The sequence below is a fragment of the Leptolyngbya sp. CALU 1928 genome (assembly GCF_056784215.1).
Map to the genome: position 1 here is coordinate 54,505 of NZ_JBXBCE010000001.1, position 25,839 is coordinate 80,343.

A 25,839-nucleotide genomic window follows, 5' to 3' on the forward strand; every position below is an offset into this window, starting at 1 on the left:
AGCCTATCGCACATCAACAAGTGTATCCATTTTGCTTACATCGCTTGTTAGCGTATGGTCTATTTGAAGACCTCTGAGCATTGGATCGAGTCGGCTTCTTTCCAACGAAGGTTGTTTATACAGTTGCAACTGTTCAATTTGCTCGACCAGCAGAGCAGGAAGCGGTAGATTCAATGTGTTGAATAGATCTCTAAATCGATAACGCCAATCGTGACGTAGGCGAGATTCGACATAGTTACGCCTAGAGATTTCTTGAAGACGAGGTTCATCTTGCAAGAGCGCTTCAAAAAACGGCAGCACCTCATCGGGGTCATCAGGAATATCGATCGTGCTATCTTGCCAACCCATTAGTGTTGCTACTCCCTTGCCCGGAGGCTTCTTGCCTACAATCACGCAGCCTGCTGCCCATCCCTCAAACCAACGGTATAGGAGCGGCGATCGCCCCCGAAACCGCGCTATGTTGCTTGCTTCAAAACACAAGCTTATTTTTGAGCGCTGTAATAGGCGATTGAGCAATGCAAGGTGTTCTTCCATATTGTGCACTTCAGCTCCAGCAAAGGTAGAGTGCATGTAGAGTCGTCTACTCTCTGGTTTGTTGAGTTGCTGCAATTGAGCATGAACCTGTTGGTTGGTTCTGCCATAGCTAAGAATATCGATCGAGCGTTGGGGTTGATACCCATTTAAAGGAAATGTGTTTGTGGCTAACGGCAAAAATGAAGCATTGATCGAATGAAGTTGCTGCACTTCTCGTGCCAAGCTGGGCGTGATCACAAACAGATGGTCGAGCTTAGGTAAAGCATGGCGATTTAGTTGACTTGGATCAAACCCATCCAACAAATAACCCACACGCAAATCAAACTGATCTAGCAAATCCCCCATTGCAAATATAGATGCTAAAAAGCATGATTTTACTCCTATCACGAGCAATACATTAGGCCCCTCTCCTAGTGTTGGCAACTTATCAAGCTTGTACCAGCTTTTGAAAAAAGACTGTCGCGCACGGGTTATCAAGTCATGGCGATCTGTCTCTTTGGGCTTCAGCCAACCAATCCCTTCATTTTGAATTGGATGTAAAAAGTGAACGTTACAAACTGCTGATAGTGCATTTTCTAGGCTGTGACTGACCGACCAGCCCACATGGTTATGGTTTTTATAAAGTTCGGATAAAACAAATAGGTTCATAGGACAGTAAGGGCGCTATGTAGAGGTGAATTTTCTAAATATTTTTTGACGTTTCTATGAGAGGTTGATTACTTAAAGAACATACAAGAAAACACTTAGGAGAATCCACTACTGAAGACGCACTTTATGAAAACGTTAAGTAAAAATGATGAAATCCAGTAAAACTTCCCCAAAGTAAAAATGTACTTTATGAAACCATTATAAACTGCGGAAATCGGCTGAATTTATCAAAAGAGGTAGCGGCTTACAGTATCCTTTGTTTTTGCTAACTCTATAGAGTAGACGCAATGTGCGACGTGCCTAATTGCCCTCACCCTCAAGCCCTCTCCTAGAGCAGGCGCGGAACTTTGACCTATTCTTGTTCCCCGTCTCCCGACTTGGGAGAAAAGGCTGAGGGATGGAGTTCTCTTCCCGCAGGGTGCGCTGACTTTAGTTGCACATCAGGTGAGTATGTAGATTTCACTGAGTTAATGGCATTTTTGGCTCATGGCATTTTTGACCCAGTGGTCATCCAAACTTTTCCCCTCTGGACTCTGCCATGCTTATTAAGCTACAAGCATAGAAATTTTGGAATTCCATAGCAGTTACACTATACAGTTGAGGATGTTTTACGCAGTTTCAAGAGTTTGCTCATCAAACACTGTTCTGCTTCATCCATTGGTATCCATAGTTTACTCCACTCGTTTTTAGGAAGTCCATTCATGACCGTTACTCCCATTCGTGCCAAAGAATTAAAACACGAAGTCAAAGATTTATCCCTTGCCCCACTTGGGCGGCAGCGGATTGAGTGGGCAGGGCGGGAAATGCCTGTCCTCCGCCAAATTCAAGATCGCTTTGCGAAAGAAAGACCCTTGGAGGGACTTCGGTTAGTGGCGTGCTGCCATGTCACAACTGAAACGGCTCACTTGGCGATCGCCATCAAAAATGCTGGGGCTGATGCGCTACTGATTGCTAGCAATCCCCTCTCTACGCAAGATGATGTGGCGGCTAGTTTAGTTGCTGATTATGGCATTCCCGTGTTTGCTCAAAGAGGCGAAGACAACGATACCTATCACCGTCACGTTCAAATCGCGCTAGACCACCGTCCCAACATCATTATTGATGATGGCAGCGATGTGGTTGCGACGCTGATTCAAGAGCGTCAGCATCAAATTGCTGACCTGATTGGCACCACTGAAGAAACCACCACGGGCATTGTGCGCCTGCGTGCCATGTTTAGAGATGGCGTGCTTACTTTCCCTGCCGTTAACGTCAACGATGCCGATACCAAGCACTTCTTTGACAACCGCTATGGCACTGGGCAATCGACCTTAGATGGTATTATTCGCGCCACCAACATTCTGCTAGCGGGCAAGACCATTGTGGTCGCTGGCTATGGCTGGTGCGGCAAAGGAACTGCTCAACGGGCTAGCGGCATGGGTGCCAATGTGATCGTGACTGAAATCGATCCCGTGAAGGCAATTGAAGCGGTCATGGATGGCTTCCGAGTGTTGCCGATGGCGCAAGCGGCTTCTCTGGGTGATATTTTTATTACCGTGACTGGAAACAAGCATGTGATCCGGGCAGAGCATTTTGAGATGATGAAAGACGGCGCGATCGTCTGTAACTCAGGACACTTTGATATTGAAATTGACCTCAAATCTTTGGGTGCTCAAGCAACCGATGTTAAAGATGTGCGGAACTTTACCCAGGAATATCGCTTGAAAAATGGCAAAGCGGTTGTCGTGTTGGGCGAAGGCAGATTAATCAACTTGGCGGCAGCAGAAGGGCATCCTAGTGCTGTTATGGACATGAGTTTTGCGAATCAGGCGCTTGCTTGTGAGTATTTGGCGACCAATAAAGGAAAGTTGGCACCGGGTCTTCATTCCATTCCGGCTGAATTAGACAAGGAGATCGCTCGTCTAAAACTTCAGGCGATGGGAATTCAGATTGATACTTTGACTGCTGAACAAACTGAGTACATCAACTCTTGGACAGCGGGTACTTAACTCTGGTCAATCGTTAAAAGCGCGAGGGGAAGGGCGATCGCTCTTCCCTTTTCGTATTTTTATCCACCTAGTCACTGTAATGCTCAGAGGTGCAGGGCATTTTTAAGCAGCGCTCAAGCACCTCAACTCGATGGACTCGCCAAAAATATTGAGGATTAAGGCTAATTCTATATTGCGCGTCAAACACCGGTTGGGTCAAAAACTTCCACAGAGGAAACCGAATAGAGCAGTGCTTTGAATACATAACTAAAACTTTGGGGTTACTAAAATGGGCAACATTAAACCGAAAACGCAAGCCTGTTAGCGCTCAATTCTGTTCATCTAAAGACTATATTCTCAAGAGCGATCGCACGATCCGCACAGGAGACGCTAGTAGTAAAGAGCGAGAGATGGGCAATCTGCTTCTTATAGACTGGCAAATCTGTAAACGAAAACCCTGGTAAAGATTGCGGATTCTTTGTTGAGCAATAACAGCGGCATCTGTAATATTACGGAGGCAACATAGGGCAGCCTAGTTGGGGGACTATGTTGGGAGACTATTTTTCAGAACTCCTCTTTTTCACTCCGTACTGGTCACTGCTTTAGGCATACCGCATTCCAACAGTGGCAGGCGCGATCGCCTTAGTTGTCGGCTGCCCATAGGTAATGGATAGATGAAACGGCAGCGATTTAATGCTGTAGCCGCGATCGCTTTGGTTTAGTTCCAAAAAGAAGCTCTGCCAAGTAGACGGACGAACCGTCCAAGCATCGGGCATTCCATCTTCACTATTGGTGGGCAAGATTGCTTGAGGGTTGTACTCTACGGCGATCGCATCAAATCGCATTTCAGCTTGACGCATCGAATTGATCAAATTGCGCCAATCGTAGTATTGCTCTTGAGCATAGATAGACTCATGGGCATGGACTGTTGCCCCAAACAGCCAGGTTAACTTGCCAAAAATTTCTTCTAAACGGGGGCGATCGTCCATCAACAATCGAGCTTCTTCAGGAATTAAAATGCTTCCCTCAATAGGCATCCACAATTCAAACGACGTGAATGCATCAATCGGAATTGTTTTCAGCATCAAGCTAGAGGCAAGCCCAAAAGGGTTTGGAGCCACTGCTAAATCGGGCGGAATAAAAGAATTTATCGTCTGACTCATAACCTTCCAAGTATTGACAAAGGGGGCTATTTTAGACTTCCCAATAACACGCTTCTCACAACACAGTGCTTCATCAACAATTAACAATCAAGGCGGTTGACTAGGCTCACTGCTCAGCACTTTGCTACACAAAGTCATAATCAGTTTTAATTGTCGAAGAAGTTTAATATTGCCATTAGGGTATCCTGATGGTGTTTCAGAACCGTCTAAGATAAATAGTAGTACCAAAAATGAAAGGGTTAAAATCAGCAACCATGAATCAGACGCTTGCAGAAACGACTGCAATTGATCAAGAGCTTTCCAACCGTTTTATCAACCTTGATCGCAGTGGTTATTTTGTGATTTTTGTAGATGTAAACGAAAAACTGATCTGCGCTAAATACTACACAAATTTTATTGATGAGCGGGGTCTAGCGTGCGATCCTGACACGGGCAAGCCCATTCCCTGTGATGGCACTGTTTCGCGTCTACCCACGCGCCTGTTTAGCGGCAGAACTGCAAAAGAAATCTGTGTTCAGATTTTTGAACAAACTACGGATTGTCCGGTTACCCAGTTTGATCATGCTGCGTATTTAGGGCGCGAATTTCAACGGGCAGAAGCCGCAATGTTAACGGGTCAAGAGTATATCCAGGACTAAAAAGTACTTGGATTGGTTTCTATCCGTTTTCGGTAGCAGGTTGAATGGGCGCAGTTTGAGCGAAAGCAGGCGGTTTACCTAAGGCAATTAGCTCTTTTTGGAAGCAAGGATACCAATGTTCAAGTTCTTCATTCGATAACTTAAACACTTGGGGCGAATGTCTAAGCGCACTTAGCAGCCCGCGAACCTGTGGAAAAGTCCAGCGGCGGCTTAGTCCATCTTTAAATATTTCAGCTAGAACACGCCTTGCGGTGAGTTGATAAAAACGATCGCGATCGCGGGTCAAATCGTTAGAATATCGCCGTAGACAAACCGCCTGGTTCATTGCCGATAACACCGACACCACATATCGAGAGAGCCTGCCGCTATTGCTTTGAAAATGATGGAGTTTAGCATCAGAAGCTTCTAGCAACATGCCCTGCTGTGAAACCCGATAGCTAGCATCCATGTCTTCTAGCAGCGCATAGAACAACAGCAAGGGTTCAAACTGCTCTTGGGCGATCGCCTCCCGTCGATACGTCATCCGGCATCCATGAAATATTTTGACCGGGCGCACATTCAACTGGCTAAGTGAAGTTGGAACTGAGTAGATAGGAAACTCACCATCATAGGGAATACACAAGAAATCTGAATCCATCAGAAACAAATGCCTCCAGATGAACCGTTGAAAAGCCTCAATTCCTGGAATCCACTGATCTCGATAGGAGCCTACCGTTTTTTGGACATCGTCTACCGTCACCTCGGAAGGCAGAGTGGGTGCTAAGATACTTTGGACTCCTTTCACAACCCCTTCAGTATCCGCCTCATAAACCCGCATAATTTCTTCAGCACAGGTTGGATACATCAATGAATCATCATCCAGAAAGAAAGTGATGTCTGCGGTTGCTAGCTCCATCCCTTGATTGCGTTGCAGGGGCAACCCTTGCTGCAATGCCGCCTGATAGATCCAGCGAATCTCTGGATAGTTGGAGGCGATTTCACCGATGACCTGACTGCGGGTGCTTTGCCAATTATCGCTGGCATCAATCACAATGATTTCGCTAGGCTTCCGGGTTTGCTCGACTGCTAACTGAAGACACTGGGAGAGAATCTTTTCCCGTTGGTAGGTTGCAATGACTAAGCCCCAAGAAAGTGTATTGTTCATAGGTATGGGAAAACAGGTGTCGGGTAGCAGGTGTCAGGTGTCAGGTAGCAGGCTTATTCATCTGGAACCTGAAACCCGAAATCTAGTTATTTATCGTTTTCGACCGGTCACTGTATTAAATCGCCTGCGCTCTTTTTCTTGTTGGATCATGCGATAGCCAAATTGCAAGGGTCGTCCGGTTAGTTTCCAGAAAGGCGATCGCTCTAGCCATTGTGCGTAACCTGTAGAAACGTCGTTGGCTAGGAGATTGCGCCAATTGAGCGAGAGTTGATCGGGGGTAAATTCTTGCGATCGCTTCCAGCCATTATCAACCATTGCTTGATAGAGATCTGGATTGTCTCGCAATTTTTGTAAGGCAGCAATCACATCTTCTGGCGTATGAACTTCAATGTAGTCTAGATCAGATTTCCGCAGGGCTTGATAGGCAGATTCGGCACCCAAGAGGGCAGGACAACCCGCAAACCAGGCATTGATCAACTTAGAAGCGGGCTTTGATTCTAAGTATTCCCGGTTTGAATACCGAATTGCTAACACAACATCTGTTTCAGAAAATTCGCTCCAATCTGAAAGGCTTACCTCATAATCTGGCAGAGTTGAAAAGGTAAACCCCAATGAGGTCAGTTGAGAGACAAACTCAGAGTTTTTAAACACGTCAGGTAAGTAATACCAGCGTCCTTTGAAGGCAAGCGTTTTAACTTGAGTGCCACGCTGGGGATCGCGCGATCGCAACTCTGGCTGCACCCAATATTGCATTAAGTGATCCGTTGGAGCCAAAATATTCAGCGAATTTTGCACGATTCGATGGGCGCAAATTTCGGGGCGCGGTCGATCTTGTTGGCACACCACCAAATAGCTCTTGAAGGGCAACCCCCGCCATAAGCTGCGCTGCATCAATTCTTCTCGTGACACCACGCAAATGCAATTGGGAATATAGCGATCGACTAAGTGAACATCCAACCCGCGCAGCTTTAACTGTAGATAAGTCTGCACAATCCACGAACTGCTGCCGCCCCACTCAGGACGGTAATAATCAGCAAACGCAGGCATTTCAGTGACGATTTGAAACTGCTCACACAAGGCTGAATCATTCCGTACAAAATAAACCGGATGCGGCAGGGGCGCGAGGGTTGGATAGGTATTCATTGTGAATGGAGACAGGTATCGGTGTTTCAAGCAATGAAATCCCGAAACACCGATGCTATCTTAGGCGTAAATCCTTTCGGCGTAAATCCTTTCGGCGTAAATCTTTTAAGCGTAAACTTTGCGGTAATAGGCTTGATATTCTTCAGACAGCAACGGTTTCCACCAGTCTTCATTCGCTAAAAACCATTCCACTGTGAGCCGTAGCCCTTGCTGTACGGTGACTGAAGGAGTCCAACCGAGTTCGGTTTGCAGTTTGGTGGAGTTAATGGCATAGCGGCGATCGTGCCCTGGGCGATCTTTGACGTAGGTGATCAACTCTTGGGCGGGGCGAACGGGTAAATTGGGAGCTAATTCATTCATCAAGTCGCACAGCATATGAACGAGGTCGATATTTTTCACTTCGTTATTACCGCCGACATTGTAGGTTTCGCCGACTGCTCCGAGATGCAGCACCGAATCGATCGCACTGCAATGATCGCCGACATACAGCCAATCTCGAATGTTTTGTCCATCTCCATAAACGGGCAGTGGCTTACCCATTAAGATGTTAATGCACATCAACGGAATCAGCTTTTCAGGAAAGTGATACTGACCGTAGTTATTAGAGCAATTGGTGATCGTGGTGGGCATTCCATAGGTGTGGTAGTATGCCCGAACTAGATGATCGCTTCCGGCTTTGGATGCGGAATAGGGGCTGTTTGGCGTGTAGGCAGTGGTTTCAGTAAAGGCTGGATCGGTGGGGCTGAGGCTGCCATACACTTCATCGGTGGAAACATGGTGAAATCGATAATCAGTCGGGCAGTCTGCGGATTGCCAATGCTGACGAAATGCCTCTAATAGAGTAAAGCTGCCAACTACGTTGGTGCGAACAAAGGCATCGGGTCCCAAAATGGAGCGATCAACGTGGGATTCTGCGGCAAAGTGAACGAGGGTATCAATGGCTTCTTCTTGCAGCAGTGCATCCACTACTGGGCGATCGCAAATATCCCCTTTCACAAAGCGAAAATTTGGATGATCATCCAAAACCGCCAAGGTTTGACGATTACCCGCATAGGTAAGCGCATCTAACACTACAACGCGATCGCCCGGATATTTTTGACACCAATAGTGAACAAAATTGGCTCCAATAAATCCGGCACCACCCGTCACAATTAGACTACGGGGCTTTCTCAAAGGCTGATTCGATTCCAAAGAAGTCATTAGTCCACCTGTTCAAAATTTGCTAGCTAGTACAAACCAAAATCAAATGCAACCCTAGCTCAATCACGCACTACGATATTTCAATATTGATCCGGTTTCTCAAGACGTTACTGCTGTTATAAGAGATTTAGAATGGGAATGAGTTCCGTATAATCCCTTACGCCATCGCGGCTAAAATCACTTCTAGCAGATTAACTCTTCCAATTCCTCCAAGATTTTACCCAGCGCTTTTCCAGCCGTTTCAACCGAGAAATGCTGAATCGCATACTGCATCACATTTTGTTCTAATCAGTTTCGCTATTCTTGATCGTCTCATCCCAAATCTAAGGCTTGCACTAAATCCTTAACCGATTGAGGCTCGATTAGCAGCCCGGTTTCTCCATGAGTAATATCAGGATCTACGCCAACTCAATTTGCGAGTCATCCCCAATCATAAAACGCAGCGCTTTGGGACGTTTGGGCGCTACCTTCAACTGGGCACGCTGCCCAATGACACTATCTACAATCCGCTGTTGAATGCTGACAATACTGGCACCTTGTAAGATAACGCTGTGTTCTAGATCGGCTTCGATCAAGGTCACTTGATGATCAATGCTGCTGTAGGGACCAATAAAACAGTTCTCTAGGTGGCAGTCTTCGCCAATCACTACAGGGCCGCGAACAGTGCAGTTGATCAGTTTAGACCTAGCTCCAATCTGTACCCGCCCAGAAATTTGGGTTGCAGCATCCACCTCACCCACAATACTAGACTGCAAACAGGTATCTAAAACGATTTGATTAGCTTCTAAAAGGTCGTCTTTTTTTCCAGTATCAAGCCACCATCCTTCAATCTGGCGGGCTTCGACTCGTTGCTGATGGTTGATCAAATTTTGAATTGCATCGGTGATTTCAAGCTCACCACGCGGCGATGGCTGAATGCGATCAATCGCATCGTGAATCGTTGGCGCGAAGAAATAAATGCCTACGAGCGCTAAGTTTGAAGGAGGAACCTTAGGTTTTTCAACTAGGTTTATGACTCGACCTTGATCATCGATTTGAGCGACCCCAAATGCTGAAGGGTTCGACACGGGGCGCAGCATAATTAGAGCATCAATTTGGCTTTCTTTGAATTGAGTCAGAAATCCACTCAGTTCATTTTGAATTAAGTTGTCTCCCAAATACATTACAAATGGGGAATCACCTAAAAAAGGTCGAGCAATCTTGACAGCATGGGCAAGACCCGCAGGTTTGTCTTGCAAAATGTAGGAAATATTTGCACCAAAGCGATCGCCATTTCCCGTTTTCGCCTTCACTTCTTCGCCAGTTTCTGGGCTAATAATAATCCCAATATCTGTAACGCCTGCCGCCACAATAGATTCAATTCCATACCAAAGAATTGGCTTGTTGGCGACCGGAACTAATTGCTTTGCTCCCGTATAGGTTAGAGGGCGTAGTCGTGTGCCTTTACCACCACTTAGAATAATTGCTTTCATTAGAAGACTCTCAATGATTGGTGAACAGTTGACTAGAACTATGGATAGACATCAGCAAACTTTAAGGGTTTTCCTACTTGATCTTTTGCAGACAGGATTGGCTCTCCTTCTAGGGGCCAATTAATGGCTAAATCTGGGTCATTCCAGAGGATAGAGCGTTCATGTTGAGGAGCGTAATAATCCGTCGTCTTATACAGCACTTCAGCGACTTCAGAGACGACCATGAAGCCATGAGCACATCCGGGGGGCACCCAAAGCATCCGCTTGTTTTCAGCGCTCAGTGTACAGCCTACCCATTGTCCAAAGGTGGGAGAGTGTTTGCGAATATCAACAGCTACATCAAAAATAGTACCGGCGATCGCGCGTACTAACTTGCCTTGAGCCTGCTCGATCTGATAATGAAGCCCCCGCAGCACGTTTTGATTGGAACAAGAGTGATTATCTTGCACAAATGGTTTTGTGATTCCAGCTTTATCAGCAAATGCCTTGCCGTTATAACTTTCTAGAAAAAAACCACGATCATCTTGAAAAACTCGTGGCTCAATGATTAGAACATCAGAGATTTCTGTAGGCAAAACATTCATTTCGACTTCCTTATACCAATGAATTAGCTACTGAATTAACTACTATTTGAAGTCTTCCAAAGACTTCTGTTCATCATTTTATTTCTTGCTCCTTCATAAGTTATAACCCTTACTAAGAGTTATACCCTGAAATGAGCCGGGCATCATCTAGATCGAAAGCAACTTTATCAAAAAATAAAGTACAAAAAGATTACTTGAACTAATGTCTTCACTCGTACCTACTGTTACTTGTATGTCAAAGATACGTCCGGAAAATTAAAGTGATGCGTAGATGCTAATTTAGAAATAAAGCTAGATTCTAATCTCAATGATTCATGTTCAAAAATAGTTAAAGCTAAAAAGCCCTGTAGTATAAAATCATTTCAGTGAGTTAAACAATTGATTCATCATTTTTTGATTCATTTCTACTTTTTACAGAAAGCAAACTTTAATTCTCAGGAAAAATTTATCACCTTTTTTTGAACGAAATAAAGTCTGGCAATGTAGCATTTTTGACATATTTCAATCTGTTTGTAGGGTCAGGTCTTTTCTTTTTACTTCATTAGAGTTCCCATTTTTTTGCATGACTCACTAGTCTTCTAAAACAAAGGGGCTATGTCGAGCGATCGCAAATTGAATCAGTTGATGGACTAACTCAGCAAAGGACACTCCAGCCGCTGCCCATAGCTGAGGATACATGCTAGTTGCGGTAAAACCGGGCAGCGTGTTAACTTCATTAATCAAAATTTCTTGAGTGGCTTCAATGTAGAAAAAATCTACTCGCACCAATCCTGCTCCGTCGATCGCCGTAAACGCACGAAGTGCCATCTCTTGAATTTGTTGGGCAACGGTTTCCGGTAAAGCCGCAGGGATAATCCAATCTGCTTTGCCAACCGTGTACTTAGTTTCATAGTCATAAAAATCGCTTTGGTAAGTGATTTCACCAACGGTAGAGGCTTTGGGTTGGTCATTGCCTAACACTGCACATTCCACTTCTCGCGCAATGACCCCGGCTTCAACAATGATGCGGCGATCGTAGGTGGCGGCACTATCTAGCGCGGCTTCTAGCTGAGAGCGATCGCGGACTTTTGAAATTCCAACGGAAGAGCCAAGGTTGGCTGGTTTAACAAAGCAAGGGTAGCCAAGAGTGACTTCAATTTGCTCACACAACTTGGTATAAACGCAGGGATCAGACCAGATTTGCGATCGCGTGACTGCCATATATTTAACTTGCGGTAATTCTGCTTGAGCAAATATTTGCTTCATGGCAATTTTATCCATGCCGATCGCCGCACTCAGTACGCCCGATCCAACAAATGGCACCTGCATCAACGTCAGCAAGCCTTGAACAGTGCCATCTTCGCCATTCGGTCCATGCAGTACGGGAAACCAAACATCTATGTCACTCACCGCTGAGGGAAACCGCCAGCGCTGGTGAGCGCCTGAGCTAGGGGAAGAGGTTTCAAGTTGCGATGGAGTATTGGATTCAAGCACTTTTTGGGCGATATCCGGATCACACCAAATCCCGTTTTTTTGAATATAAAACGGCAACAACTCGTAGCGGTTCTGGTTTTCCGCAGTGGTTAGCGCCTGGGCGATCGCGATCGCTGAGCTAATTGACACCGCATGTTCACCAGAGCAACCACCAAACAGAAGTCCAACTTTGAGTTTTTGCATAAGGGCGTGATCCTAGTCTTGGTTTATAGCAATGGACTGAGTTTCCTGCATATTCGAGTTTATTTTCTCAGCGCATGGTTATGTATGCTTACAATCCTAGTGCGAAAGGGGATGAAGGCTGCTAGGATCGTTCAGCTAAGAATGATTTTAGTAAGGTGCAAGTTAAAAAAGCGTCTTCCTTGTTTCTTTAATTCCCTAGTATTTACGTACTCTGTCATAAGCTGACATACATTCAATTGCAAGACTAGGGGCTTTGCAAGACAAAGGGCTTAAGACCCTGGTTAATCGGTCTTTTTGAGTTTTTAGAACTAAACTTAAATGACGATCAGCTAAACAAGGGTGCTTCATCTGGTTAAAATCATTCCATTGCTTAAGCTATTAGCTTAGGGTGTAGTGTGAACGGCAACTGATAAGACTGTCCCATTCAACATGACGCTAAGTATGCGATCGCATAAATTAGACAACACTGTACAATCGGAACTTGATAAGTTAGATCAATTGATTCTTCAGGGGATGGCGTTCGTTTCAGATGGCTCTTATCGACAAGGGTTAGCTATTTTGGATCAGACAATTCATCTCCAGCCAGATAATTTTGAGGCTTGGTATCACCGAGGGGATGCGCTGGCAAACTTGGGTCATTATGATGAAGCGTTAGAAAGCTTTGATCGGAGTCTTGCCATTAATCCTGATAATGCTGATGCTTGGGTGTTTCGTGGAGTGGTATTGATTCACTTAGAGCGATATTCTGAGGCGCTGGAAAGCTGCGATCGCGCGATCGGCTTGCAAGCCACCAACCGAGAAGCTTGGACGTTTCGGGGAGCCGCCTTACACCATCTAGGGCAGTACAAAAAAGCCTATGCCAGCTATCAGAAAGCAACTCAAGGAGAAGGCTAATTAATTCGTTACGCCTAACAAACTGGCAATCAGAGCTTGCTGGGCGTGCATTCGATTTTCTGCTTGATCCCATACGCGAGACTGAGCGCCTTCCATAACATCATCAGTAATCTCTTCACCGCGATGGGCAGGTAAACAATGCAGCACGATCGCAGAATTATCTGCATGGCTCATCAGTTCCTCATTCACCTGATAAGGCTGAAAGATCGGAATCCGAGACATTGCCACATCTTCTTGCCCCATGCTTGCCCACACATCGGTATAGATGACCTGAGCGCCCTTAACCGCCGCGATCGCATCAGTTGTTGTGGTAATTTCAACGCGATCGCCGGCAATTTTCTTCGCTTGCTGCACAATCTCGTCCAACGGCTGATACTCATTGGGAGAACTAATTCGCACATTCATACCCGCCAAGGCACAGCCCAACAGCAAAGAATGCGCCATATTGTTGTTGCCATCACCCACATAAGTTAGTGTCACACCTGCCAGTTCCTTAAACGATTCTTGAATCGTCTGTAAATCTGCCAATACCTGACAAGGATGTTCTAGATCGCTCAGCGCATTGATGATCGGAATTTTGGAGTAGTGGGCAAAGGTTTCCAGATCGCGCTGATCAAAGGTACGAATTGCCAAAACATCCAGGTAGCGATCGAGGACTCTTGCTGTATCCGCCAGTGGCTCTCCTCGGCTTACTTGAGTCACGCTAGGATTTAAATCTAGCGCTTGTCCTCCTAAGCGCGTCATTGCCGCAATAAAGCTGACGCGAGTCCGAGTTGATGCCTTATAAAACAATAAACCCAAGAGCTTTTGACATTGTGGATAGGTTGCGCCAGCCTTAAGCTGTGCCGCAAGATACAGCAGATCGTGTAGCTCCTCGGCTGTCAAATCTGCCATGCTGAGTAAATCTCGTCCTTTCAGTGCCCCCATGCTGCCCCATCCATAATCACTGCGTAAAAGCCTATCAAATGCAAGCTGCGAAACCTAGTGCGTGTCATCAAACTAAGACTCTGTTTGAGGAGTAATGAGGTAAAAGAATAGAGACATATCCTCACATCTTCATCCCTTGACTACTAGTTTGAGTCCCCGCTAGTCTCCACACCTGCTGCTTGCAAAGCGGCTTGAGTCTTCTCTTGGTCAAGCTTTAGCACCAGCACTCCTAGAGGAGGCAGACAAAGATCGATCGAATAAGGACGATTTTGGTATGCCCATTCCTCAGTCCATTTGCCGCCTAAGTTCCCCATGTTACTGCCGCCAAACTCACGGACATCACTATTGAATATTTCTTTGTAGAAACCTAAAAACGGTACGCCAACTCGATAGTGAGAATGAGGTTGAGGCGTGAAGTTGCAAACCACGATCGCAAACTCTTTGTGATCTTTTGACCAGCGGATAAATGACACCACACTATGGCGGTTATCGCTACAGTCAATCCATTCAAAGCCACCCTGCCCGCCAAAATCCCATGAGTAAAGCGCTGGTTCACTGCGATATAACTGATGCAAAGCAATAAAGAAACGCTTCAACTGTTGATGAGACTCATGCTGAAGCAAATTCCATTCCAAATCTGCCCAAACATTCCACTCGTTCCACTGCCCCAGTTCCATGCTCATGAAGATGGTTTTTTTACCAGGGTGGGTAAACATATAGGCAAACAAACAGCGAACATTGGCTTGTTTCTGCCACTCGTCACCGGGCATTTTGCCAACAATGGAACTCTTACCATGCACAATCTCATCGTGAGAGAGTGCCAGCATGAAGTTTTCACTGTGGTGATACATCATGCTGAAAGTGAGGTTGTTTTGATGAAACTGCCGGAACCACGGATCCATGTGGAAGTAATCCAGCATGTCGTGCATCCAGCCCATGTTCCACTTTAGGTTGAAACCCAAGCCACCGACGTAGGTTGGCCAAGAAACCATGGGCCAATCAGTGGATTCTTCGGCGATCGACAGCACCCCCGGAAAATAGCTGAAAATAACGTGGTTGGTTTGACGCAAAAAGTCTGCGGCTTCGATGTTTTCTCGTCCGCCATATTGATTGGCAATCCATTCTCCATCAGGACGCAGATAGTCGAGGTAAAGCATGGAGGCGACTGCATCGACGCGAATGCCATCGATATGATATTTATCAAACCAGAAGAGGGCATTGGCAACGAGGAAGTTACGAACTTCATTGCGGCCGTAGTTAAAGACCAGTGTGCCCCATTCTTTATGCTCCCCATTCCGTGGATCGCCGTGTTCATAAAGGTGGGTGCCATCAAAAAATGCCAGCCCATGCCCATCTTTGGGAAAGTGACCCGGCACCCAATCGACTAAAACCCCAATGCCGTGTTTGTGGCATTCATCCACAAAATACATGAAATCTTGGGGAGACCCAAAGCGAGAAGTGGGCGCATAGTAGCCAGTCACTTGATAGCCCCAAGATCCATCAAAAGGGTGTTCAGCGATCGGCAACAGTTCCAAATGGGTAAAGCCTAGTTCCTTCACATAAGGAATCAGTTTGGCTGCTAGTTCGCGGTAGGTAAGAAAGCGAGTATCCGGTTTCAACTCGGAAACGACTACAACGGGTTCGGTTTCTCCATTGGGAAGACGGGCAGGCTCGGAGGTCGCGGCGTGCAGCCAAGAACCCAAATGCACTTCATAAACGGAGATGGGTTTGGTGAGTGGATCGACATGGCGGCGTTCCTCCATCCAGTCACTATCGTTCCAGGTATAAGTAGTGAGATCCGCGACAATGGAAGCCGTTTTAGGGCGAGGTTCTTGATAGAAGCCGTAGGGGTCAGATTTTTCGTAAATGTGACCTTCCCAATTTTTCACTTCATATTTATAGTGAGCGCCTACTCCAGCATCGGGAATAAAGAGTTCCCATACGCCGTTGGTGCGCTTGCTCATTTGGTGCTGTCGTCCATCCCACTGGTTAAAATCACCGAGAACGGAAACATTGCGGGCACTGGGTGCCCACACTGCAAAATATACGCCCTTTACATCGTTGAGCTCGGCTGGGTGAGCGCCGAGTTTTTCATAAATCCGGTGGTGGTTGCCTTCCCCAAATAGATGAATATCGAGGTCGGTGAGCCAGGGAGATTGGAAGGAGTAAGGATCATAGGAGACGCGATCGCGTTCTCCTTCTTTAATCCGCAGTTGATAGTTAGGCAGATTTGGAGCCGTTAGAGTGACTTCAAAAAAGTGGGGATGATGGGTAGATTGCATTGGCAGTTCTTCCCGCTGCTCTGGAAAAACAATCCATACTGCATCTGCTTTTGGTTGATAAACTCGCACGACCCAAACGGTTTTTCCATCTTGCTCAATTTGATGGGGTCCCAACACCTCAAACGGATCATGATGCTGGTTCCAAACGATCCGTTCAACTTGATCTGGGCTAATCGTTGCTGTCATGAAGCTACCTACCTAAATCCTGTAAATTTAATCAGCTAGAAATGTAAAGGAGTATCAATAACTGTAATAGACCGTAGCAAATGATGGGCATACTCTCAAATAATTTTGACGCGATCGCACAGTCCTTTTAGAAAGGCATTCTTTTAGAAAGGCATTCGTAAACTCTTCAAATTAAAAACGCCCTAACTACCGTTTGGCTTGTTAGGGCGATAAGTGACTATATGCTACACCATCTGTCATAGAATCACGGAACGATTCTCGGTAAGCAACTAAACTATGCAGCCTGAAATACTTGACTACGTAGCCTAAAGTGCTTATTGGTTTAAGCGCTGCCTGTAAAAGCAATGTCAGGAAACTTCGCCTGAGCTTCTGCCATCGGGCGTTTTTTGCCTTCTTCTTGCCAATAGTTAATCACCTCAGTCGCTTGATTGAGCAAATCTACCCGATCTCCTTCAGAGATCCAGTGTTTTGCTTCCATCTCAGCCTTTAACTGCTCCCAAGCGTCATTACGGGGCCAAAAAAAGTAGGATGTCAACGGACTTGCGCCCTTGCCCACCACTTGATCAACTGCTAATGCAACGTTCTCATCCAACCAGAGGACTTTTAATATAAACTGTGCCAACCAACAACCTCCAACGCCAACCCAAATGGTCGATAATCTACAGCCTTCTATAGTACCTCACTGCTTTTAATCATGCACGACCTTGAGCGAATGACGAACAATAATTGCGACTGATGAATGGGAATTTGAAGAGATTACTGGAAATAAGTGTATGACGATTCAATCCGTTAACAAGCTGTTGGCGCTGGTGATATTTGATATTGATGGGGTGATTCGAGATGTGGGGGGGTCGTATCGGCGGGCATTGGCGGATACGGTGGAGCATTTGACCGATCGCGCTTATCGTCCGTCTCAAAGTGATATTGATGTGCTGAAAGCTGAGGGCGTTTGGAATAATGATTGGGAGGCTTCTCAGGAGATGGTGTTTCGCTATTTTGAGGCGCATGAAACGAAAATACCAGCAACTCAAGATATCATCTGGCGAGAGAATGCGGGGCGGGGTGGGGTTGCGATCGCCTATGACAAACTGGTGGCGTTTTTTCAATCGCGCTATCGAGGCACCGATCCTGATCGCTTTACAGGCTACATCTGCCAAGAACCGTTATTGGTTGACTCGGCTTATTTTGACCAATTAACTGAGGCGAAAATTGGCTGGGGCTTTTTTAGTGGGGCAACACGCAAATCTGCTAGCTATGTGTTGGAAAAGCGTTTGGGGCTTGAGGCTCCGGTGTTGGTGGCGATGGAAAATGCTCCTGGAAAGCCTGATCCAACAGGGCTATTTGCGGCGATCGCCCAAGTAACGCCCACCTCTAAAATCCCGGTGCTATATGTGGGCGATACGGTGGCGGATATGTACACGGTGGTAAAGGCGCGACAGCAGCAGGGCGATCGCCCCTGGATTGCAGTAGGCATTTTGCCGCCCCATGTGCAGGAGACAGAAGCGCAGAGCCAAACCTATGCCGATGGCTTGCGGCAAGCAGGGGCAGCGACCGTGTTAGGGAATGTCCAGGAACTCACGCCTGCGGCGATCGCTGAGCTAGTGTCGAACAGGGAATAGGGCAGGAAAGTTTTAAGTTCTCAGTGGAGGGGGCTGGCAACGGAAAGGGTGTCAATTTTTGGACTCTGTACCTGTCGAACTCCGAACTTTTTATCGTGGCGATCGCGGTTTAAATCGCTCATGATGAAATTGTGGAATTGTGTCTCAACTTTAGCCCCCAAGTTTCTATGAACACTCTCTTTTCAACTCCGAATCCGGTGTCTACGCCGCGCTTCTTGCAGCAACTTAAATGGGTGGCTGACCCGATTGGCTATATGGAAGGCGCGGCTCAACAACACTCCGATATTTTTTCAGCAGGAATTATCGGTTTTGGTAATAACTTGGTGTTTGTGAATACGCCCGAAGGGATTCAAGAAGTTCTCACGAACGATCGCAAAACCTACGCCGCATTGGGTGGTTTAAACCGAATTTTGACTCCATTGCTGGGCGATTATTCGGTGATTTTGATTGAGGGTGATCGCCACAAGCGCCGCAGACAGATGTTGATGCCCTCGTTTCACGGCGATCGCATTCGCACCTATAGCCAACTCATTTGCGATTTGACCGAAAAAACGTTGAGCGCAATCCCAGTCGGTACAACCTTTTCAGCCCGGACTGCGATGCAAGAAATTTCGTTGCAGGTGATTTTGCAAGCCGTGTATGGGGTATTTGAAGGGGAGCGCAGCCAGCAGATTAAAACCAGTCTGACGAAATTGACAGAGGTGTTTGCGTCGCCGCTGTCTTCGAGTCCACTTTTTTTTCCAATACTCCAACAAGATTTGGGGGCATGGAGTCCTTGGGGTAAGTTTTTGCGCGATCGCCAGCAGATGGATGATTTGATTTACGCAGAAATTCGCGATCGACGCACTCAGCCCCAATCAAACCGAGTGGATATTCTGTCATTGATGATGGCGGCGATCGACGATCTGGGGCAGCCCATGACCGACCAAGAATTGCGAGACGAACTGGCAACCCTAATGTTTGCCGGACATGAAACCACTGCCACTGCTCTATCTTGGGCGCTCTACTGGATTCATCACCAGCCAGACATTCGAGAAAAACTGCTGGATGAGCTACAGTCTGCCGATTTGTCAGACCCCATGAGCATCGTCAAGCTGCCTTACCTCTCTGCCGTCTGCAACGAAACGCTCCGCATCTATCCCGTCGCTATGCTCACCTTTCCCAGAGTGGTGCAGGAACCTACGGAACTACTGGGCTATGCACTGGAACCAGGAATCGCCGTCGTCGGCTGCATTTACCTGACCCATCATCGCGAAGATCTTTATCCAGAGCCGCATCTTTTCAAACCAGAACGCTTTTTAGAACGGCAATATTCTCCTTATGAGTTTCTGCCTTTTGGCGGCGGTGTGCGGCGCTGCATTGGTGAAGCCCTCGCCCAACTGGAACTGAAACTGGTGCTATCCACGATCCTGACGCGCTACGACTTAGCGCTGGCAGACACCAAACCTGAATATCCCCGCCGCCGAGGAGTCACCCTCGCCCCCGCCAATGGCGTGAAAATGAAAATGGTTGGCAATCACTCTGCTTAGGCTAAACATAGTCCTACCCCAATGAGTTTAATGAGACATGGTTTAATTTGTCCGGAAATACTTAAAATTGCGCTGTTAATTTAAAGTGTCAACCAGCTTCAATCCAGCTACCAACAGGAATTTGCTTATCTATGACTGACCAAGAAGAGCGTGGGCTTTTGGAGCGATTCATTGTTGATAACGACGATTTAGAAAAACTTGAATCTTTGGTCAACCAGTTCAATATTTTTGAGGCGATTGGAGTCACCCGACAAGAACTTCGCCATTCAGACTTCTTGGCATTTTTGCTGAATCCTACTCAATCTCATCAATTGGGCGATCGCTTTCTCAAGCGTTTTCTTAAACGGGTTTTGCTGGCAGATGCTGCAACTGTTAGCGCAATTGAAATTGATGTGGCAGACTTGCAGGATGCGGAAGTATTACGAGAAAGGCACCATATTGATGTCCTGATTTACTCTCGTAACAATCGGTTAGTGATTGCGATTGAAAATAAGGTTGGTACAGGAGAACATTCCAATCAACTTGAGAGATACAAAGAGATTGTTCAACGAGAATTTCCTGGTTGCCAAACCATTTTGATTTTCTTATCTCCAGAAGGCACTCCACCATCGGATGAAGACTGGATTTCCTATAGCTATGCTCAGGTGGCTGAGCTAGTGGATCTGTTTTGCGAAAGCTACAAAACCAGGCTCGGCGCAGATATATACACAGTTATGACTCACTTTCCAGTTTGATTCGGAGGCGTATTGTGGGTAGTTCAGACATTGCAGAATTGTGCCAAAAGATTTACAGACAGCATCGCCAAGCGTTGGACTTGATTTATGAACATCGACCCGACCTACAATCTGAGCTAGCAGTTTTTTTAGAAGAATTGTTAGCTCAATCGACTCAAAATCACAACTTAATACCCGATAAACTATCTAAACAATGGACTTGCTTTGCACTAAAGGAATGGGATAAGTACCCTTTCCAAATGACTTGTCAAAATTGGACTTCCAGCGGTCGGGTGCTGTTGTTCGTATGGAGTAATTTTCCTGATAGCCTGACCTTTGGTCTGATGATTGGTCCGACAAACCTAGAACTTAAGCACGATATTTACGACTCTTTAAAGAGTCACGTTGTCCTTCGGAATGTTAGAAAATGGGATAAACCTCATATTTGCATCTATCATCAAACGATTCTCACCCAGACTGATTATGATCAGATGGATTTAGAAGATCTTCAACGCCAGATTCAACACAGGTGGGAACATTTTCTTGCTAATAATTTACCTGCAATTCGACAAGCAATCTCAACCAAACATAGCACTTGGACATTAGCGACTGAGGAAATCTTATTCCTGTAGCGGAATGAAAGTCAGATTACAGCGCAGTAGCTATTATGGTGAAGTTACCCAAGTCAGCAGCGAGTTGAGGAATTGACTGTGGTACAGATTCCCGAAAAAACGCTAACCATTGCAGAGTTTTTGCAGCTTCCAGAAACCAAGCCTGCAACTGAATATATTGATGGTCAACGGGTGCAAAAGCCTATGCCGCAAGGAAAACATAGCAAGCTACAGGGGCGGTTAGTCTCGGAGATCAACCACGTTGCTGAATCAGGAAATATCGCCTTAGCACTTCCAGAACTGCGGTGTACCTTTGGGGATAGGTCAACTGTACCGGATGTTGCAGTCTTTACCTGGAGTCGAATTCCTTTAGATGAACAGGGAGATATTGCCAATGTATTTAATGCCTCTCCTGATTGGACAATAGAGATTCTTTCTCCTAATCAAAATCAGTCGAGGGTGACCGCAAATATTTTGCATTGTCTCAAGTTTGGCTGTCAGATGGGATGGCTGATTGATCCCAACATTAAATCAGTTTTAGTTTATCCATCCGGTCAGCAGCCAGAGTTTTTGCAACAACCAGAGCAGTTGCTTCCTGTTCCTGATTTCATTTCAGTGCTACATTTAACAGTTGGTGATTTATTTGGCTGGCTAAAGCCCGGAAATTCTTAATTTAGGACATCAAATGGCTAAAATTTATCATGCCGATCTGAGGGGTTCACGAGAAGATAAATATCGCTACTTTTTAGAGCATGATTATGGCAGCTAAGTGGGAAAATATCTTAAGGAGAAACCGTAATGAAATGGCGTGTTGTGCTTGAAACTGATTTTGAAACGGGAGATTGGGCGGCTTGGTGCCCAGAATTACCCGGTTGTGTTTCGGCTGGAGAAACAGAAAAAGAAGTGTTAGAAAATATTCGTGAAGCGATTGAACTGTATCTTGAACCAGACCCAATCAAATTAAAATCTGGGGCGATTCTACGAGAGGTTTCGGTTGAATGAGCCGCACCCGCTGCATGAATGCAGATGAAGTTGAACGCATCCTCGCACAGTATAGTTTTGAACTAATTTCTCAAAAAGGCAGTCATCGCAAATGGCGAAATCTTGATCGCCAGATTCAAGTAATTGTGCCTTATCACAAGGGGCGCGATCTCCCAATCGGCACGCTCCGCAACATCATGATCAGTGCCGACATTCCAGAAACCGAATGGAAAACTGAGTGAAGTAATCTATGGCTAAGATTTATCACGCTGACCTATGGGGTTCACGAGAAGATAAATATCGCTATCTGTTGGAGCATGATGTTACGACAGTCGAATGGACAGAGATAGCACCTAAATCTCCACTTTATCTTTTTACTCCACAGGATAAAGACTTAAGGTTAGAGTATAGTTCAAACTGGCAAATTACTAAGATATTTCAAGCCAATGCTTTAGGGTTTCAAACTCATCGTGATCACTTTGCGATTGATCTTAACCTTGAACAACTTAAGAAAAGATTAGAAGAATTTAGAGATATAAAATTAACTAATGATGAGATAAGGAGTAAATATGAACTAAAGGACAATCGAGACTGGAATGTAGCAACTGCAAGAGAACAAATTCGGCAGGATAAAAACTGGGAAAAATGGTTCATTAATTGTCTTTACCGACCTTTTGATTGGCGACCATGTTACTTCAATACAGTAGCAACAGATTATCCTAGAACGATATTGCAGCAACACATGACCAAAGAAAACTTATCTATGCTTTGTTCTAGACAACAAGCCACCATTGGCTTTCATCATGTCTGGTGTGCTGAGGCTCCAGCAAATGATTGTGTGATGTCAACAACTAGCAGAGAAGCGAATCAAGTTTTTCCACTTTATCTTTATCCTGATAATTCTAATGAGCAAGGTAGTCTGTTTGTTGAAAAATCTCCTAACTTCTCAGCAGATTTTTTGAGTGCAATTCGAGAGAAGCTTGGCTACATTCCGACTCCAGAAGCCATCTTTTACTATATTTACGCTATCTTTCATAGTCCCACCTATCGCGATCGCTACGCCGAATTTCTCAAAGGTGACTTTCCCCGTGTGCCGTTAACTAGCAACGATCAGTTATTCAAAAAATTGGGAACCAAAGGTCAGGCATTAGTCGATCTCCACCTGATGAAGTCGAAGCAACTCAACAAGCTGATCACCAAAATGAGCGGAGATGGCGACAATGCCGTTACCGAAGTGACTTACAAACTCACAGAGCAGCGCGTTTATATTAATAGCGATCGCTATTTTGAAGGGATTGCCCCTGAAGTGTGGGAATTTAAGATCGGTGGCTATCAGGTATTAGACAAATGGCTGAAGGATCGCAAAAAAGCCAAACGCACCCTATCGTTTGATGACGTGTTGCACTATCAAAAAGTGGTGGTTGCCCTCAAAGAAACCATGCAACTGATGGTAGAAATCGATCAACTGATTCCCAGCTTTCCGATCGAGTAGAAGATTGCCCTATCCCAAATACGCTTCCCCCAGAGATCGCTTTAGAGCAGTTTAGCCCTATTGCCAGAAAAGGGGATCTGCCCAGTTTCTATCTCGTCGCCGCGATCGCACAACTACAGTTTCCGTAGGGTTGAGAAGGGGACTTTTTGGGTGGCTTCTAGGGTGGCTCCTTGAATTGTTTTTTGGGCAAACAGGTAATCTTTGTTTTGCCAGAGGGGAATGAACGGCACATCCTTGGCTAACTGGTTTTGCAGGTCGGCAAACCGTTGTTTACGGGTCGCAGGGCTTTGTTCTTGGCGGCTTTGATTAATCAGTTGGTTGACGCGATCGCTGTAGTAAAACGAGCCTTGCAAAAAGCTTGATCCATCTTCGCAGCCTGTTTCAGCCGACCCCTTGGTGCATTCCATAAACGGCTGAATGTAGTTATCCGGGTCGAGAAAATCGGGCGACCAATCTAGCAAAAATATCGGGTATGCGCCTTTATCCAAGTTTTTGTAGGCGGTGGTAGATTCCACGCTTTTTAGGTCAATTTGCATCAGATCACCCAGCTTTTTGTGGGCGATCGCCCTCAGCGTGGTTACCGCCAGTTGGTCATTCACCAAGTTGGAGCGATACCAAAACTCTAGCTTCAGCGGGTTCGTCTGGGAGTAGCCCGCTTGAGTCAGCAGTTCCGTGGCTTTGGCAACATTGAGATCGCCGAATGCTTGAAACACTGGCTTTTGCACCTCCAATGTCGTTGGAATCAAACTATAAAGCGGCTCGATTTGTCCCTGAAAAACCCGATCTTCCACCAGCGGACGATCCATAATCGCGGCGATCGCCTGTCGTACTTCCAGCTTATCCAACGGCGGAGATCGCAGATTTAGCGTCAGGTAGTTAATTCCACTGCCAGATTTTTCCACCACCTGCCAGCCGTTGGTAGCGGCTCCAGCTTGCAATGTGCGAACTTGATTGACCGCAAGGTTTTGATAAGCAACATCCACCGCCCCCGTGCGAAAGGCATTGAACAAGTTGGCAGGACTAGAGAAAAACTGAATATCAACGCCTGTGTTTTCTGGTTTTTTGCCCCAATATTGCTCAAAGGCATCCAGCCGCATTTGGTCGGTGCCATATTTGACCAGTTTGTAGGCTCCCGTCCCCACAAAGGTTTCCGACTGAAAAGAGCCTTTTTTGATCTCATAGGCTTTGGGAGAAACCGCACAAACGCCCGAAAACGCCAGTAGCGCTGGAAACGCCGCAAAAGGTTTGGTCAGTTGAATTGTTAGCTCATTGGGTGCCGTGGCTTGGACAGACTTGACCAAATCGGACAGCAGAAAGGCAGGAGAACCACTGTTTTGAACAAATCGATTCAGGGAAAACGCCATCGCCTCAGCGTTAAACGGGGTGCCGTCGTGAAACACAACCCCGGTTCTTAAGGGAATGGTGTAAGTCAAGCCATCGCTGCTGATTGCGGGTAGTGCAGTGGCTAACTGAGGTTCTAGTTCCGTGGTGCCGAGCTTATAACCATACAGGCGATCGCCCAAGTTATACAGCAAATTACCCGCAAAAATTCCATAGGCATCCGCCGGATCAATCGTGCTGACAGAGGCAGTGGTGCCAAGCACAATCCGTCCCGTTGAATTTGCAGCACTGGGTTCAGAAGTCGAGCGGCTACAGCCCAATGCCAACCCGCAGCAGAGGCAGAATAAGAGTAGAAATTTAAGGGGCGATCGCCCAAATTGACGCAGCATCAAACCGTTGATTTACTATAGAAAAACTGTTGCATCAGCATTGCACAATGCTAAACCAAAGTGACATTACACAGCGCCGGGGCGCAAGATCTGGTATAAACCAACAAATACTTAAGTATTATCTACTTCTACACGCTAATCTTTCACACGCCACTTTATGGATATTAAAGCGCTCATTCGTGAAGTTCCAGATTTTCCCAAGCCCGGTATTTCCTTTAAAGACATCACGACCCTCCTGGGCAATGCCGATGGATTGCGTTATGCGATCGCAACCATGGCAGAACACTGTGCTGATTTAGCGCCCGACTACATCGCGGGTATGGAATCGCGCGGCTTCATTTTTGGAACTGCTCTTGCTTACAAAATGGGCGTAGGATTCACTCCCATCCGCAAACCGGGCAAGCTTCCGGCTGCCGTCCATACGATTGAATACGACTTGGAATATGGCACCGACAAGCTAGAAATCCATCAAGATGCCTATCCGGCTGGGTCTAAAGTGCTGATGGTGGATGATTTGATTGCAACCGGCGGCACGGCGGCAGCGGCGGCAAAACTGATTCAGCAGGCAGGCGGCACTTTAGTGGGCTGCGCCTTTGCGATTGAACTCAAAGATTTGAACGGACGGCAACACTTGCCCAACGTGCCCATCATTACGTTAGTGCAGTATTAGTGAACATAGGGGTGAAAGCCGCTAGACTGGAAACCAATCTTTTGCAGCCAACTGCT

At 46.2% G+C, this 25,839-nt stretch carries 24 protein-coding genes; 12 read left to right on the top strand and 12 right to left on the bottom strand.

Annotated elements, in window-relative coordinates:
• Positions 1-3: 3 nt before the first annotated feature.
• On the bottom strand, positions 4-879 hold the full coding sequence (locus AC1S5B_RS00250) for a glycosyltransferase (protein ID WP_482033712.1): 876 nt from the start codon (positions 877-879) through the stop codon (positions 4-6).
• A 1,004-nt stretch (positions 880-1,883) separates the two neighbouring features.
• On the opposite strand from AC1S5B_RS00250, the gene ahcY reads away from it, so the two are divergent.
• Positions 1,884-3,170 (top strand): adenosylhomocysteinase, encoded by a 1,287-nt coding sequence (gene ahcY, locus AC1S5B_RS00255; RefSeq protein ID WP_482033713.1) that lies wholly within the window; start codon positions 1,884-1,886, stop codon positions 3,168-3,170.
• 581 nt (positions 3,171-3,751) lie between these two features.
• Here the strand turns inward: ahcY and AC1S5B_RS00260 are convergent.
• The gene (locus AC1S5B_RS00260) at positions 3,752-4,312 is read right to left on the bottom strand and encodes a hypothetical protein (RefSeq protein ID WP_482033714.1); all 561 of its coding nucleotides are present in this window, start codon (positions 4,310-4,312) and stop codon (positions 3,752-3,754) included.
• Between the two features lie 254 nt (positions 4,313-4,566).
• On the opposite strand from AC1S5B_RS00260, the gene AC1S5B_RS00265 reads away from it, so the two are divergent.
• Entirely contained in the window at positions 4,567-4,950 is a 384-nt protein-coding gene (locus AC1S5B_RS00265; protein ID WP_482033715.1) for a DUF4346 domain-containing protein, read from the top strand.
• 19 nt (positions 4,951-4,969) lie between these two features.
• Here AC1S5B_RS00265 and AC1S5B_RS00270 read toward each other — a convergent pair whose 3' ends face one another.
• The 6 genes from AC1S5B_RS00270 to AC1S5B_RS00295 all read right to left on the bottom strand — a co-directional run bounded on the left by AC1S5B_RS00270 (position 4,970) and on the right by AC1S5B_RS00295 (position 12,149).
• Entirely contained in the window at positions 4,970-6,094 is a 1,125-nt protein-coding gene (locus AC1S5B_RS00270; RefSeq protein ID WP_482033716.1) for a glycosyltransferase family 2 protein, read from the bottom strand.
• Between the two features lie 90 nt (positions 6,095-6,184).
• The gene (locus AC1S5B_RS00275) at positions 6,185-7,237 is read right to left on the bottom strand and encodes a glycosyltransferase (protein ID WP_482033717.1); all 1,053 of its coding nucleotides are present in this window, start codon (positions 7,235-7,237) and stop codon (positions 6,185-6,187) included.
• Between the two features lie 105 nt (positions 7,238-7,342).
• Positions 7,343-8,437, bottom strand: coding sequence for a dTDP-glucose 4,6-dehydratase (gene rfbB, locus AC1S5B_RS00280; RefSeq protein WP_482033718.1), 1,095 nt, complete (start codon positions 8,435-8,437; stop codon positions 7,343-7,345).
• A gap of 398 nt (positions 8,438-8,835) precedes the next feature.
• Positions 8,836-9,909, bottom strand: a complete 1,074-nt coding sequence (locus tag AC1S5B_RS00285) for a glucose-1-phosphate thymidylyltransferase (RefSeq protein WP_482033719.1) — start codon at positions 9,907-9,909, stop codon at positions 8,836-8,838.
• Between the two features lie 38 nt (positions 9,910-9,947).
• The gene (rfbC, locus tag AC1S5B_RS00290; RefSeq protein ID WP_482033720.1) at positions 9,948-10,493 is read right to left on the bottom strand and encodes a dTDP-4-dehydrorhamnose 3,5-epimerase; all 546 of its coding nucleotides are present in this window, start codon (positions 10,491-10,493) and stop codon (positions 9,948-9,950) included.
• Between the two features lie 570 nt (positions 10,494-11,063).
• On the bottom strand, positions 11,064-12,149 hold the full coding sequence (locus AC1S5B_RS00295; protein ID WP_482033721.1) for a D-alanine--D-alanine ligase family protein: 1,086 nt from the start codon (positions 12,147-12,149) through the stop codon (positions 11,064-11,066).
• A gap of 429 nt (positions 12,150-12,578) precedes the next feature.
• Here AC1S5B_RS00295 and AC1S5B_RS00300 point away from each other — a divergent pair, with 429 nt between their 5' ends.
• The gene (locus AC1S5B_RS00300; protein WP_482033722.1) at positions 12,579-13,043 is read left to right on the top strand and encodes a tetratricopeptide repeat protein; all 465 of its coding nucleotides are present in this window, start codon (positions 12,579-12,581) and stop codon (positions 13,041-13,043) included.
• Here AC1S5B_RS00300 and argF read toward each other — a convergent pair whose 3' ends face one another.
• The 3 genes from argF to AC1S5B_RS00315 form a co-directional block, all read right to left on the bottom strand.
• Positions 13,044-13,970 (bottom strand): ornithine carbamoyltransferase, encoded by a 927-nt coding sequence (gene argF, locus AC1S5B_RS00305; protein WP_482033723.1) that lies wholly within the window; start codon positions 13,968-13,970, stop codon positions 13,044-13,046.
• Positions 13,971-14,113: 143 nt separating this feature from the next.
• The gene (glgB, locus tag AC1S5B_RS00310) at positions 14,114-16,438 is read right to left on the bottom strand and encodes a 1,4-alpha-glucan branching enzyme (protein WP_482033724.1); all 2,325 of its coding nucleotides are present in this window, start codon (positions 16,436-16,438) and stop codon (positions 14,114-14,116) included.
• Positions 16,439-16,760: 322 nt separating this feature from the next.
• Positions 16,761-17,060, bottom strand: coding sequence for a 30S ribosomal protein PSRP-3 (locus AC1S5B_RS00315; protein ID WP_482033725.1), 300 nt, complete (start codon positions 17,058-17,060; stop codon positions 16,761-16,763).
• Between the two features lie 151 nt (positions 17,061-17,211).
• Here AC1S5B_RS00315 and AC1S5B_RS00320 point away from each other — a divergent pair, with 151 nt between their 5' ends.
• The 8 genes from AC1S5B_RS00320 (at position 17,212) to AC1S5B_RS00355 (ending at position 23,383) form a co-directional block, all read left to right on the top strand.
• Positions 17,212-18,057, top strand: coding sequence for a TIGR01548 family HAD-type hydrolase (locus AC1S5B_RS00320; protein ID WP_482033726.1), 846 nt, complete (start codon positions 17,212-17,214; stop codon positions 18,055-18,057).
• A gap of 167 nt (positions 18,058-18,224) precedes the next feature.
• A complete protein-coding gene (locus AC1S5B_RS00325) occupies positions 18,225-19,586 on the top strand; it encodes a cytochrome P450 (protein WP_482033727.1) in 1,362 nt (453 codons plus the stop codon).
• Positions 19,587-19,717: 131 nt separating this feature from the next.
• Entirely contained in the window at positions 19,718-20,320 is a 603-nt protein-coding gene (locus AC1S5B_RS00330; protein ID WP_482033728.1) for a PDDEXK-like family protein, read from the top strand.
• A 14-nt stretch (positions 20,321-20,334) separates the two neighbouring features.
• Positions 20,335-20,931, top strand: coding sequence for a hypothetical protein (locus AC1S5B_RS00335; protein ID WP_482033729.1), 597 nt, complete (start codon positions 20,335-20,337; stop codon positions 20,929-20,931).
• Positions 20,932-21,009: 78 nt separating this feature from the next.
• Entirely contained in the window at positions 21,010-21,582 is a 573-nt protein-coding gene (locus tag AC1S5B_RS00340; RefSeq protein WP_482033730.1) for a Uma2 family endonuclease, read from the top strand.
• Between the two features lie 126 nt (positions 21,583-21,708).
• Positions 21,709-21,912 (top strand): type II toxin-antitoxin system HicB family antitoxin, encoded by a 204-nt coding sequence (locus AC1S5B_RS00345; protein WP_482033731.1) that lies wholly within the window; start codon positions 21,709-21,711, stop codon positions 21,910-21,912.
• On the top strand, positions 21,909-22,133 hold the full coding sequence (locus AC1S5B_RS00350; protein ID WP_482033732.1) for a type II toxin-antitoxin system HicA family toxin: 225 nt from the start codon (positions 21,909-21,911) through the stop codon (positions 22,131-22,133). Before AC1S5B_RS00345 ends, AC1S5B_RS00350 begins: the two co-directional genes overlap by 4 nt.
• Before the next feature lie 68 nt (positions 22,134-22,201).
• Entirely contained in the window at positions 22,202-23,383 is a 1,182-nt protein-coding gene (locus AC1S5B_RS00355) for a type ISP restriction/modification enzyme (RefSeq protein WP_482033733.1), read from the top strand.
• 113 nt (positions 23,384-23,496) lie between these two features.
• On the opposite strand, the gene AC1S5B_RS00360 is transcribed toward AC1S5B_RS00355, so the two are convergent.
• Complete coding sequence (locus AC1S5B_RS00360) at positions 23,497-25,113, bottom strand: ABC transporter substrate-binding protein (RefSeq protein ID WP_482033734.1); 1,617 nt, start codon at positions 25,111-25,113, stop codon at positions 23,497-23,499.
• 157 nt (positions 25,114-25,270) lie between these two features.
• Between AC1S5B_RS00360 and AC1S5B_RS00365 the strand changes: the two genes are divergently transcribed.
• Positions 25,271-25,783, top strand: a complete 513-nt coding sequence (locus AC1S5B_RS00365) for an adenine phosphoribosyltransferase (protein WP_482033735.1) — start codon at positions 25,271-25,273, stop codon at positions 25,781-25,783.
• Positions 25,784-25,839 lie beyond the last annotated feature (56 nt).